This window comes from Vibrio sp. 10N.222.54.E6 (assembly GCF_041473955.1).
Taxonomy (GTDB): Bacteria; Pseudomonadota; Gammaproteobacteria; order Enterobacterales; family Vibrionaceae; genus Vibrio; species Vibrio tasmaniensis_A.
In genome coordinates this window covers 1-13,268 of record NZ_JBFRTD010000018.1, presented here as the reverse complement: position 1 = coordinate 13,268, position 13,268 = coordinate 1, and the positions used below count along the sequence as shown (strand labels likewise).

The following is a 13,268-nucleotide window of genomic DNA, read 5'->3' as shown; positions in this document are numbered from 1 at the left end:
GTAACATCGTGTCCATCAAGTACAAACTTACCTTGTGTTGCTGATGGTAGATCTGTGATTGCGATGGAATGTAACGTATCGCCTGTGTCGATATCACTGAATCCAAACTGACTGGCTTGCATTTGGTAATGCGTATCTTCAGTGCCATGTGCAAGTGTCGTCGCAGTAATGCTCGGTTGATCGTTGGTGCCTGTCACCGTTATTGTTATATCGTGGGCAGTGTGGTCTGCAGAGTAAACACGATATACAACTTTTTCTACTTCACCTTCAGCTAATGATTGCAAGCGACTATTGGCTACTTCATATCCCCAAGCGCCACTTGGTGTAATGCGTAAAAAACCACCAAAGGGATCGTGAATCGCCTGTTCTCCTAATAACAGATTGACCTGAAAATGGTCTTGCCCTGCATCAGGATCTGTCACACTCAGCAAACCCGATGCAACGACAGGCTGTAATGAACTGTGACCCACATTATGATCTTCAATAATCGTTCCGGTATCACTACCGCTTATAACCGCTTTATCAGCAACAGCACTTAAACTGCTGGTAGCTCCAGTATGAGTGACACCGCCATGTGCATCTTTGACATCATAGGTGAAATGAACTTTACCGTTATAGTCTTTTTCTGGTGTGAAAGTGTATGTACCATTTTGGTTATCTAAAATCGAGCCGTGATCTGGATGAAGGTTTGCTACTGTAAGCAGTCCAGAGTCATTTTTATCGACATCTATTGAATTTTGTAACAGTTGTGCAGCTGTAATGGTTTGTCTCGTATCTTCAGTACCTGCGTTGAGTTGTACTTCTGAAGAGCAATAAGGCCTGTCGTTACTACCATTGATAGTGATGACTATATTATGTGGTGTTCCATCTTTTGTGTGAACGGTGATAGTGTCTGTGAGTGTTTCACCCTCACCTAACTTATCGATAGCGGAGCCTCTGGTCGTGGGCCTTCCACCAATGTGACTGAGACTTCCAGCATCGGCATAGTAATTCCAATCGCCATTTGGATTTAAAATTAAGTCACCATATGTACCGTGATAGTTATACCCCACATTATTATCAGCAAAGCCAGACTGACCAGAGTCAGGATCAATCACAGATAAATGTCCATTAGCGTTTAGTGTACTAACTCGAAGTGTCGCCATACCCGATTGAGCATGATCTGGTGACATATTATCTCCAGCAGCTTTCTCAGTGACACTTGCAGTATCTATTCCACCTACCACAGCATTATCATTAGTGCCGTTCACTGTAATGGTGACTTGATGAGGTGTGCCATCGGCTGAATGAACGGTAATGGTATCAGTAGCGGTTGCGCCATTACCTAACGCTTGAACGATAGGATTGGTGTTATCAAGATCGTACGTCCAAGCGCCATTATCTGTTAGATGTAATGTACCTAAGGAGCCTTGGATATCAGTATTGGCAAAGTGTGCTTCACCGCTATCGGTATCAGTAATGGTTAATGTGCCAGTAGTTTGTAGTTGTGTCTCTTCTGTTACTGCGCCAGCACTTGTACCGCCAATTACAGCCGTATCATTGGTGCCATTTACTGTGATAGTCACTTGATGTGGCGTGCCATCAGCAGAATGAACAGTGATGGTATCGGTAGCGGTTGCTCCTTTGCCTAGCGCTTGAACTTGTGGATTCGTATTATCTAAATCGTAAGTCCAAGTGCCGTTATCAGTTAAATGTAAAGTGCCTAATGTGCCTGCAATATCAGTGTTGGAGAAGTGTGCTTCACCAGTATCTACGTCAGTGACAGTCAGTGTACCTGACGTCTGAAGTTGAGATTCTTCAGTCACTGCACCAGAGTTTGTCCCGCCAATGATGGCCTTGTCGTTAGTACCATTAACCGTAATAGTAATTTGATGTGGTGTGCCGTCAGCAGAATGAACAGTAATGGTATCGGTAGCGGTTGTTCCTTTACCTAACGCTTGAACGGTTGGGTTGGTGTTATCTAAGTCGTAAGTCCATGTCCCCGAATTAGTGAGGTGTAAGGTGCCTAAAGTCCCAGCAATATCGGTATTGGAGAAGTGCGCTTGACCGGCATCAACATCAGTCACAGTCAGTGAGCCAGAGGTTTGAAGTTGAGATTCTTCGGTGACCGCGCCAGCACTTGTTCCGCTTATCACGGCTTTGTCATTGGTACCATTAATAGTAATTTTGATGGTCGAAGGTGTGCCATCAATAGACGACACCGTGAAGGTCTCTTCGACTTTATCGCCGACATTCAATTGATTAAACGCGCTGTTGGCGATGAACACCCAATGCCCATTAGCATCAATAGTTAGGTCGCCGTTAGATCCAACAATGGAATCTGGCGTGAATGCGTTATCTGGGTTATCGACGTCGATACTGGTTAGGGTGCCTGAGGTTGTCACCGCTTTGTCGGTTTCATCGATGGCAACGGTCGCACTGCTGACAGTAGCTGTGTCGTTAGTACCGTTAATTGTCACCTTGATAGTGGACGGTGTGCCATCAACAGACGACACCGTGAAGGTTTCTTCTACTTTATCGCCGACGTTTAATTGATTAAACGCACTGTTGGCGGTGAATACCCAGTGGCCAGTGGTATCAATGGTGAGATCACCGTTGGTGCCTGAGATAGAATCTGGTGTGAAGGTATTGTCTGGGTTATCAACATCGGTACTGGTGAGGGTGCCTGAGGTGGTTACCGCTTTGTCGGTTTCATAGATGGCAACGGTCGCACTGCTGACAGTAGCTGCGTCATTAGTGCCATTTACTGTGATAGTCACTTGATGCGGCGTGCCATCAGCAGAATGAACGGTGATGGTATCAGTAGCTGTCGAGCCCTTACCTAATGCTTGAACGGTCGGGTTAGTGTTATCAAGATCGTACGTCCAAGCCCCCGAATCGGTTAGATGTAGCATACCAAACGAGCCTGCAATATCGGTACTTCCTGTGGATGAAGTAGCGAAGTGCGCTTCGCCAGTATCTACATCCGTTACCGCAAGTGTGCCCGAGGTCTGAAGTTGGGACTCTTCGGTTACCACGCCGGCACTGGTTCCGCTTATCACGGCTTTATCATTGGTGCCGTTAACGGTAATTGCAATTTGATGAGGAGTGCCGTCGGCGGAGTGGATGGTTATGATGTCTGTTGTCGCAGAGCCTTGACCAAGAGCCTGAACTTGTGGGTTTTTATTATCTAGATCGTAGGTCCAATCGCCATTGTCTTTAAGGTGTAAAGTACCCAGTGTCCCCTTGAGGTCGGAATTAGAAAAATGCGCCTCTTTTGAGTCGATATCGGTGATGTTGAGTTGGCCTGAAACCGTTAGGTCTTTATCTTCAGTAACTTGGCTTGAGCCATTACTTGTCCCGATAGCGAAAAACGAACTTGGTGAATTTGCTGTACTACTCGTGATTACTGCATGGTCGTTGGTGCCATTGATCGTAACCATAACTTGATGCGCTGTACCATCAGCTGAGTGAACAGTGACGATGTCTGTCGCAGTTGAACCTTGGCCAAGTCTTTGAACTACTGGGTTATTGTTGTTTAAGCTGTATGTCCACGCACCGTCTTTGGTTATGCTTAGCGTACCGAAATTACTAGTCACTTGTGAGGCTTGAAAGTGGTCCTCTCCAAGATCAGAGTCCGTTACCGAAAGCTGCCCTTGAACTTGTGTCGTTAAATCTTCAGTTAACGTGCCAGCATCCACACCCGTAATTACGGCGTTGTCGTCGTTCCCACCAATCGTCATATCGATGGTTTGCGGTGTGCCGTCTTTGGTGTGAATAGTGAAGCTTTCGTGCAATGAAGTGGCTGCGGTTAAAGCTTGAACATTAGAGAGCGAGTTATCAACTTGATACTGCCAGTGTCCATCAGCATCGATAGTTAATGAACCATATTTACCTGAGATAACTTCCGGCGTAACCGAACTTTCATTTTGATCAGGGTCTATGACATCAATTTTACCGTTCGCATGTAACAAGCCTTGTGAATCAATATTGTGATCTTCTGTTACGACACCTGTTAGGTCTCCAGAAATATTTGGCGTGTCTTGCTTACCTGTTACCGGTACCTGAACAATGATGCTCGAGCCATTAGATAGATGTAACGCAAAATGGTCAGTACCTGATTGGTGCTGATTTAACAGGATGTATTGAGGAGAATTTGGATTCAATACGAATGTGTATTGACCATTGGCATCAACATGAAGCTCTCCGTAGGTACCTTTTATAACTTCTGGCATAAAGGTGACGGGTAAAGCGGGCGTCGTAGGCGCATTCGAATGAGTCGGCTGACCGTTACTCCCTGAGGAGATAGTAGGCATCGATACCGAAGGAATGTAATGGACTTGCGGGTGAGAAAGCGTCGATAAATGATGAGAAGGAACCAGGTGAGAGCTCGAACCATGGGCGGCATGACTTGCACTTAAGGTCGAGTTTACGTCGCTGTCGCTCGTTTGAGCCTCTTGATGAGTAACCGCTGATGAGTCGGTTTTTCCATGGTGGTCGCTGGAATCTTTTGCTGTCACGTTATTTGCGGTTACTTGATCTGCAGCGTCACTGGAATTGTCTATGCTCTCTGCAGCAGCGTGTTTAGCCAATGATGGCAAAATCATCATGAGTGACTGAAAAAGTGGGATATTCACTTTTAGATGTGAATGCAGTCTGCGCTTCTTTTTTTGTGTTGGTTTCTTTTGTTCTAGCTTGTTACTTTTCTTATTTTTGATTTCTGTATTTTTCTTGTTTGCTTCGACGTTTTTTTTGTTAGCCATTTTTATCATCCGTGAATCGTGGTTGCACTATCTTAAGTAAAATACACAGATAGAGGTTTCGCTAGCTAATTGGATAATTTTTAAAGAAAAAACTGCAAAGTCGAAGAATTATCTCATTTTGATGAAAGAGAGGATGAATACTTTTTCAACGGTCAGGCAAATATCGGCACAATGGCATTGACCTTACCCTAAGGGGAACGTTTATAGTTGCGTTGTAAATTCAAAGGTAAGCTATGACAAACACATTCCGAAAAACTTGGATTATTGTTTTCAGCATCATTGCGATGTTGATGTCTAGCTATGCCTCAAGCTCCTCAGCCTTGATGACTGAAGTAATGATGTTGGAAATGAGCTCGGGTAAGTCGGCTTGTTACCACAGCGATACTTCGGTTAATGACTCAAAGGCGGGATGCCATGTGATGAGTGAAGAAGTACACGCTGAAGACTCTAACATGAGTGCCCATGCTTTGATGGCTCAATTCGATATGTCTTCAATGAGCGAAGACGGCAGTCCGATGATGGGTAACCATTGTTCGAGTGCCGATTGCTGTGCCTCAATGTGTTCTGCAAGTCCCTATCCAATCCAGGCTGTTCAAGCCGTTGATCAACTTTCCTTTTCATTAGCTCGTTTTCAATCGGTCACGATTGGCCAGAAAGTCGCACGCGCTCAATCTTTGCTACGCCCACCTTCCGCATAAATCTATATCTAAAAATACAGTTATATCAGTTAGATAAATCTGATAAGCCATTCTTTTTTATGCGCTAATTAGCGCTAGATATGGACATTCATTGTGAATATGAAACCAACAACCTCTGTGTTTGTCATGAACACGAGCTTAGTGGTTGCTGCTGCCTTGCCTATGGCCTTGTTTTCAAGTGCTACGCTCGCGGCTACCACGGCGTCAGCTTCAAATGCTCAACACATTTCAGCACATGACCAAGCAAGCTCGACGCAGCAACTCAATACACTGATTGAGATTGCTTTAAGCGAAGATGGAAATCGCAAACAGTACTTTGCTCAGTCTCAAGCGATGCGAGAAACGGGCATTGCCAGCGCAACCTTGATGGATCCGAAACTAAAAGTCGGATTTGGTGGTCTGCCAGTCGATCGCTTCCAGTTTGATGAAGACCCAATGACCAATATCTCGGTTGGTCTGATGCAGCAATTTGAACGTGGCGATACGCTGGATCTACAGCAGAAAAAAGCGGGGCAGCAAGCGGATGGTTTGGCTTTGCAGGTGCAAGCAAGAGAATTGACGGTTGCGAATAGCATGACGCAGCTTTGGCTTGAGTTAGGTTATCAGCAAAAGGCTGAGTCGGTGATTCGTCAAAATCGTCGTTTGTTGGTTGAGCTTGAAAACTATGTACAAACCAATTACTCGATTGGTAAAAGTGAAGCGCAAGATCTGCTTAATGCTCAGCTCCAAGTGAGCAAGCTTGATGAGAAACTTCAGGCAAACCAGCAGGTTCAGCGTCGTCTAATCTCTCAGCTTTCTGAATGGTTGGGTTCTGATTGGCTAGGCTCTCAGGTTCTTGATTCTCAGGGCACACTGAATGCAACTAACCAAATCGATTGGTCGTTGTTGGAAAGCAAATTAGCGACCAATATCGATTCATCCAAGCACTACCAGCTACTGACTGACCATCCTTTGGTTAAGATCTCCGATGTCAGTATTTCCTCCAATCAAACTCAGGTTGAGTTAGCAGAGCAAGCTTATACGCCACAGTTTGGGGTCGAAGTGATGTATGCACACCGTCAAGCCAACAACATGGCGGGTGAACCTGCTTCTGATCTGGTGAGTGCTTATCTGACAGTCGACATCCCGCTGTTTACAGGGAACCGACAAGATAAAAACTTATCGGCTGCTCAGTATCAAGTTGGTGCGGCTAAATCTCAAAAAGACACCTTACTTTCCCAAATGAACGCACAAGTGAACGCATTGCTGGTGGACAGATCAAATCTGATCCAGCGATTAGAGCGCTATCAAACGTCTTTGCTTCCTCAAACCGCAGCACGAATCAGTGCGGTTGAGAGGGGCTATCAAAACAATACCGCTCAGTTTAACGATGTCATTTTAGCAACGACCGATGAGTTGGCGCTTAAGTTAGAGCAACAACGTTTGATCACCGATCTCAACATCGTTAACAGCAAACTGGCGGCGTTAGTCAGTGGCTTTGAATACCAAGTAAACCAACCACAACTCAACTCAAGCGCAACTAAACACACAGCCAATCAATAAGGGAATAGACAATGAGTACAGTAAAAGTAGCAACAATCGCTTTATTGGTCGGTGGTGCATTGGGTTTTAGTGTGAATCACTTTGTCGTTGGGTCAGCACATAACATGTCAGCAATGGCAACGAGTACAGGCGCCGAAGTAAGTAAACAAACCAAGGATGAACCTCTGTATTGGGTGGCTCCGATGGACCCAAATTATCAGCGAGACAAGCCGGGTCAGTCACCAATGGGGATGGATCTTATCCCTGTATATGCTGACGATGTGAACGGCGGAGCCAAAGATAAGCCCGGAACCGTGTTTATTGATTCTTTTGTGGAAAATAACCTTGGCGTGAAAACCGCACAAGTCACGAGAGAAGCGCTATCACCACGCATTGAAACGGTTGGCTACGTGGCATTTGATGAAAGTGCGCTATGGCAAACCAACGTCCGTGTTTCTGGTTGGGTGGAAAAACTCTCCATCAACGCAGTAGGTGAGAAGGTAAACAAAGGTGATGTGCTTTTCACACTCTATTCTCCAGAGCTTGTTAAAGCACAAGACGAGTTGATCAGTGCTTATAAAACGGGTCGTAAAGGTTTGATCAAAGGTTCGACTGAACGCTTAATTACCTTGGGTGTTGATAAGACTCAAATCCGCTCTATTACGCGCAAAGGCAAAGCTTCGCAAACCATTGAAGTCAAAGCGCCAGCTGATGGTGTCATCGCAAGCCTGAATATCCGAGAAGGTGGTTACCTTTCACCTGCACAAGCGGTGATCAGTGCAGGCCCATTAGGTGAAGTATGGGTTGATGCTGAGGTGTTTGAGCGTCAAGCGCACTGGATCTCGTCAGGCAGCAATGCGGTGATGACTCTAGATGCCATTCCCGGCAAAGAGTGGTTAGGTAATGTCGATTACGTGTACCCAATCCTTGATCCAAAAACTCGAACCTTGCGTGTTCGTTTGAAGTTCTCCAACCCAAATGGCGAGCTTAAGCCAAATATGTTTGCCAATATTGCGCTGAAACCCATCAGTGATGAAGCTGTCCTTACTATCCCAAGATCTTCGGTGATTCACTCCGGTGGTATGACTCGAGTGGTGATGTCAGAAGGTTCTGGCAAGTATCGCTCTGCTCGTATTGAGGTTGGTCGTGAAGCTGGCGAAAAAATAGAAGTGCTTCAAGGGCTGGAGCAAGGTGAAAACATTGTCACTTCTGCGCACTTCATGTTGGATTCTGAATCGAGCCAATCTGCTGATCTGTCACGCATCAATAGTGTTGAGGAAGAAGCTGAAACCGTATGGGCGAACGGTGAAATTTCCGACGTTATGCAAGGCAGTCGTATGGTGATGATTAACCATCAGCCTGTTCCAGAATGGGATTGGCCGGGCATGGTGATGAACTTCACCTTTGCGGAAGGCTTGGACATGAGTGACGTGGAACGTGGTAAGGCAATTGACTTTGAGATGCGAAAGACAGAGTCAGGGCGATACGAGGTTGTTGATTACAAGGTCAACAAACACAAGATCGCCGGCGAAGTTTGGGTAACGGGTGACATTACCATGTTGATGGCAGATTTTGGCATGATCACTGTAAAACATCAGCCAGTCCCTGAGTGGAATTGGAAAGCGGGTGAAATGAATTTCCAAGCCAGTGATGACCTTGATTTATCTGAGTTTGCCGAGGGTCAAACCATTCGGTTTCTAGTGGCGAAGCAAGGTTCTGATTATGTGCTCAAATCTCTCGAACCGACGAATAGCACGGGTGAGGGCGAACTATGATCAATGCAATTATTCGCTGGTCTATTAGCAACCGTTTCTTAGTGCTGGTTGCCACTGTCGCCATCGTATTTGGCGGTTTATACAGCGTTAAAAATACACCTGTCGATGCCATTCCTGATTTGTCAGATGTTCAGGTAATCATCAAAACCAGTTATCCGGGTCAAGCCCCACAGGTGGTCGAGGATCAGGTGACCTATCCATTGACCACCGCCATGTTAGCTGTACCGGGTGCTGAAACAGTTCGTGGCTACTCGTTCTTTGGTGATTCCTATGTCTATATCATCTTCAATGACGATACCGATATGTACTGGGCGCGTTCACGAGTGTTGGAGTACTTAAGCCAAGTTGCACCTAACTTACCATCGAGTGCCAAGCCAACACTAGGACCCGATGCAACCGGTGTGGGCTGGGTTTACAGCTACGTGTTGCAAGATAAAACAGGTCAGCACGACTTAGCGGAACTTCGTAGTTTGCAAGATTGGTTCTTGAAGTATGAATTGCAAACTGTAGAAGGCGTGTCTGAAGTGGCGACCGTTGGCGGCATGGTGAAGCAGTATCAAGTACAGATTGATCCTGCCAAGTTACGTGCATATGACCTGACGCTTCAGCAAGTCAACAAGGCGATCCAAGATGGTAATCAAGAAACAGGAGCGTCTGTTGTTGAGATTGCGGAAGCCGAACATATGGTTCGTACCACCGGTTACCTGACAAGCATCGAAGATATTCAATCTCTGCCGCTAAAAGTGACCGACAAAGGTACTCCGCTGCTATTAGGTGACATTGCTGACATTAATCTTGGCCCGCAAATGCGTCGTGGTATCTCGGAACTCAATGGTGAGGGTGAAGCGGTTGGCGGCGTTATTGTGATGCGCTTTGGTGAAAATGCCAGTGAAGTGATCGACTCGGTGAAATCCAAGCTCGCTGAACTGCAAGCTGGCTTACCTGATGGTGTCGAGATTGTCGCAACTTATGACCGTTCTACTTTGATTGATTCAGCCGTTGAAAACCTTTGGAAGAAGCTGGCTGAAGAGTTCATCGTGGTCGCCGTCGTGTGTGCGCTGTTCTTGTTCCATATCCGATCATCACTGGTTATCGCGCTAAGTCTGCCTGTCGGTATCTTAGGCGCATTCATCGTTATGCATTGGCAGGGTATTAACGCCAACATTATGTCTCTTGGCGGGATCGCGATTGCGATTGGCGCCATGGTGGATGGTGCCATCGTGATGATTGAGAACGTTCATAAACACATTGAACGGACTCCGCTCACTGACAAAAACCGTTGGCAGGTGATTGGTAAGGCAGCAGAAGAAGTTGGCGCACCGCTGTTCTTCTCTCTGATTATCATTACCTTGAGCTTTGTGCCTGTGTTCGCGCTAGAAGGGCAAGAGGGCAAGATGTTCTCGCCACTTGCGTTTACCAAGACGTATGCGATGGCTACAGCAGCCGGTTTGGCAATCACGCTGGTGCCTGTGTTAATGGGTTATTTCATTCGCGGTAACGTGCTACCTGAACATAAAAACCCAGTAAACCGTAGCCTAGTGGCGATGTATAAACCGCTTCTAAACCTCAGCCTAAAATATCCCAAGGTGATGATTGTTATCGCACTTGGCTTAATGGCGTCTGCTTATTACCCAACCAGTAAGCTTGGCAGCGAGTTCATCCCTCCTTTGGACGAAGGGGATTTGATGTACATGCCAACCACGTATCCGGGCATCTCAATAGGTAAGGCTCGTGAGTTGTTGCAACAAACCAACAAGCTCATCAAAACCATTCCAGAAGTCGAAACCACGTGGGGCAAAATTGGTCGAGCAGAGACGGCAACCGATCCTGCGCCACTGACCATGATTGAAACGGTTATTCAGCTTAAACCGCGAGAACAGTGGCGTGACGGTGTCACTACTGAGTCTCTGCGTAAAGAGTTTGATGATCTGATTCAATTCCCCGGTTTGACCAACGCTTGGGTCATGCCAATCAAAACACGTATCGACATGTTGGCGACGGGTATTAAAACGCCAATTGGTATCAAAATCGCAGGCCCAGATCTGAGCGTGATTGAGGATATTGGCTCTCAACTTGAACCCATCCTCAATAGCGTGAGTGGTACTGCTTCTGTCTACGCTGAGCGTGTTGCGGGTGGTCGTTATGTGACGATAGACATCAAGCGCCGCTCTGCTGCTCGTTACGGATTAAGCATCAAAGAGGTTCAGCAGGTTATTTCGACCGCAGTTGGCGGTATGAATGTCGGCGAAACGGTAGAAGGGCTAGAGCGTTATCCAATCAATGTCCGTTATCCGCAAAGCTATCGTGATTCTGTCGTTAAGTTGCAGAACCTGCCGTTAGTGACACCAAACGGAGCGCGAATTGCTTTGTCTGATGTTGCAGATATTCGCTATGAAGATGGACCACCAATGATTAAGACGGAGAACGCGCGTCCTAATGGCTGGGTGTTCGTTGACATCGAAGGTCGCGACCTTGGTTCTTATGTGGCAGAGGCGCAAAAAGTCGTTACAGATAAAATCGTCTTGCCTGCTGGATATTCATTGGCGTGGTCTGGTCAATACGAATACATGGAGCGCGCCAAAGAACGTTTAAGTGTCGTTGTGCCAATCACCATCGCAATCATCATGTTGTTGCTCTACCTCAGCTTCCGCCGCGTTGGTGAGGTGATGATGATCATGCTGACGTTGCCACTCGCAATGGTTGGTGGTTTATGGCTGATGCATGTCCTCAATTACAACTTCTCCATTGCAGTGGGGGTGGGCTTTATCGCCCTTGCCGGGGTAGCTGTTGAGATAGGTGTGATCATGTTGGTCTACCTAAATCAAGCATGGCACTACAAGAAGTTGGATGCGGAGCAGAACCAGAAAGCACTTCAGCGTGAAGACCTAACGGATGCTATTCGTGAGGGCGCAGGACTGCGTGTTCGCCCAGTTATGATGACAGTACTTACGGTGATTATTGGCCTCATTCCAATTATGTATGGCGAGGGTACGGGCTCTGAAGTGATGCAGCGAATTGCTGCGCCGATGATAGGCGGAATGGCGTCTGCACTATTGCTTACCCTACTGGTGTTGCCTGCAATCTTTAAGCTCTGGAAACAGCGTGAGATTACGCATAGCCAAAACGAACCAAACAAATAACGTATTGATTATTAGCCCTTACTGACCAAAAACAGAGTGAGTAAGGGCGTACCACATGAACATGTGAAACTAACAAATAAATAACTGAATTAATCTAAGGAACGATCATGAAAAAGACACTTATTGCGATTGCACTGATGTTAACTACTGCAACGGCTTTTGCTGAAATGGACCATTCGAATATGGACCACTCAAATATGGATCACTCGATGATGAAGAGTGGAGAGATGAATCATTCAAAAATGGATCTCAGCATGATGAAGGATGGAAAGATGGACCATTCGAAGATGATGAATATGGAAGGCATGTCTGAAGTGGGTATGCCTGCGACAGGCGCAAAGCCGGATAAAGTGGTTCATGTTCTGCTAAGTGACGATATGAAAATTACATTTAAGAACAAGGTTGATATTGAGCCGAACGACGTGGTGCAGTTCGTTGTGATGAACACGGGCAAGATTGATCACGAATTCTCGATTGGTTCTGCTTCAGAGCAGTTAGAGCACCGTGAAATGATGAAAAACATGGGTAATCACGCTCATGACTCGGGCAGCACAGTTACAGTTAAGCCGGGCAAAGCGAAACAGATGCTTTGGCATTTCCATGGTGATAATAACGTAGAGTTCGCGTGCAATATTCCTGGTCACGCTGAAGCGGGTATGGCGAAGTCGATAACGCTTTAGGCATTATCTAATAGAGCTAGAAATAGCTGCTGGGAAAGTACTAAAAACAGAAAGCTAAAAGATAAGTCTTAGCTCATCGCGCTAGTTGAGACTTATCTTTCTTGGCCATTACTGTAATAGGATCGATGTTTCCAGTAGGTGGTGTGCTTCGCCGCTCAGGTGCGGTAGCTCTGCCATGATCTTTTTAAACTTGTCGTCGATTGATTCTGCTTCATTCAGCGATCGAAAAGCCAGTACAGCTTGTTCAGGCTCGCTGTTCACATAACCTTTCAATGTATCTAGCTGAATTTTATTGGCATTTTCAACTTTTGCTAAAGCGACATTAATTGCTTCGATGTTAATTGTTAACTCATTGCTTTTAAACATTTTTTATTATTTATGGGTTGTTGCTAATGCGCGCACATTAACACAATGATTTTTGCAGATATTGACCAAGATTATTAAATTGGAACAATTTTGAAAATCGTTAAAAGCTAGACTGCAATATGTAATGGGAAAGGTTTAAGAAATTCGAAGCGATTTAAGGAGTTAATAGCGCTAGCTGCTTAATTAGCGTTGGTTGGTTAGACTTAACAAAATGGGTTTAAGCTATATGGATTAATGCTTATAGGTTTAACGAGCGGAGAAGTTTTTTGAATAGGGTATCGCTGGAAGAAAACACGTAACAAAACATAAGGAGGAATTGGAGCGTGCAGCGGGAATCGAACCCGCA

Annotated in this window: 7 protein-coding genes; 5 read left to right on the top strand and 2 right to left on the bottom strand. The window is 45.8% G+C overall.

Annotated features, from left to right (window positions below):
* Positions 1-4,742, bottom strand: a 4,742-nt coding sequence (locus AB4513_RS12465; protein WP_170962757.1) for a VCBS domain-containing protein, incomplete at its 3' end; no start/stop codon positions are given.
* 233 nt (positions 4,743-4,975) lie between these two features.
* On the opposite strand from AB4513_RS12465, the gene AB4513_RS12460 reads away from it, so the two are divergent.
* From AB4513_RS12460 to AB4513_RS12440, 5 genes are all read left to right on the top strand, one after another.
* Positions 4,976-5,440 (top strand): hypothetical protein, encoded by a 465-nt coding sequence (locus AB4513_RS12460; RefSeq protein ID WP_009845527.1) that lies wholly within the window; start codon positions 4,976-4,978, stop codon positions 5,438-5,440.
* Between the two features lie 99 nt (positions 5,441-5,539).
* The gene (locus AB4513_RS12455; RefSeq protein WP_009845526.1) at positions 5,540-6,982 is read left to right on the top strand and encodes a TolC family protein; all 1,443 of its coding nucleotides are present in this window, start codon (positions 5,540-5,542) and stop codon (positions 6,980-6,982) included.
* Positions 6,983-6,993: 11 nt separating this feature from the next.
* Positions 6,994-8,736, top strand: a complete 1,743-nt coding sequence (locus AB4513_RS12450) for an efflux RND transporter periplasmic adaptor subunit (protein WP_009845525.1) — start codon at positions 6,994-6,996, stop codon at positions 8,734-8,736.
* Positions 8,733-11,876, top strand: coding sequence for an efflux RND transporter permease subunit (locus AB4513_RS12445; RefSeq protein WP_009845524.1), 3,144 nt, complete (start codon positions 8,733-8,735; stop codon positions 11,874-11,876). The genes AB4513_RS12450 and AB4513_RS12445 overlap by 4 nt, the downstream gene beginning before the upstream one ends.
* Before the next feature lie 107 nt (positions 11,877-11,983).
* On the top strand, positions 11,984-12,556 hold the full coding sequence (locus AB4513_RS12440) for a cupredoxin family protein (RefSeq protein ID WP_009845523.1): 573 nt from the start codon (positions 11,984-11,986) through the stop codon (positions 12,554-12,556).
* Between the two features lie 108 nt (positions 12,557-12,664).
* Here AB4513_RS12440 and AB4513_RS12435 read toward each other — a convergent pair whose 3' ends face one another.
* Entirely contained in the window at positions 12,665-12,922 is a 258-nt protein-coding gene (locus tag AB4513_RS12435; RefSeq protein WP_004731488.1) for a hypothetical protein, read from the bottom strand.
* Between the last annotated feature and the right edge of the window lie 346 nt (positions 12,923-13,268).

Bases quoted from the DNA above. Each gene is read 5' to 3' on its own strand.
- AB4513_RS12460 (WP_009845527.1), top strand. From the start codon at position 4,976: ATGACAAACACATTCCGAAAAACTTGGATTATTGTTTTCAGCATCATT.
- AB4513_RS12455 (WP_009845526.1), top strand. From the start codon at position 5,540: ATGAAACCAACAACCTCTGTGTTTGTCATGAACACGAGCTTAGTGGTT.
- AB4513_RS12450 (WP_009845525.1), top strand. From the start codon at position 6,994: ATGAGTACAGTAAAAGTAGCAACAATCGCTTTATTGGTCGGTGGTGCA.
- AB4513_RS12445 (WP_009845524.1), top strand. From the start codon at position 8,733: ATGATCAATGCAATTATTCGCTGGTCTATTAGCAACCGTTTCTTAGTG.
- AB4513_RS12440 (WP_009845523.1), top strand. From the start codon at position 11,984: ATGAAAAAGACACTTATTGCGATTGCACTGATGTTAACTACTGCAACG.
- AB4513_RS12435 (WP_004731488.1), bottom strand. From the start codon at position 12,922: ATGTTTAAAAGCAATGAGTTAACAATTAACATCGAAGCAATTAATGTC.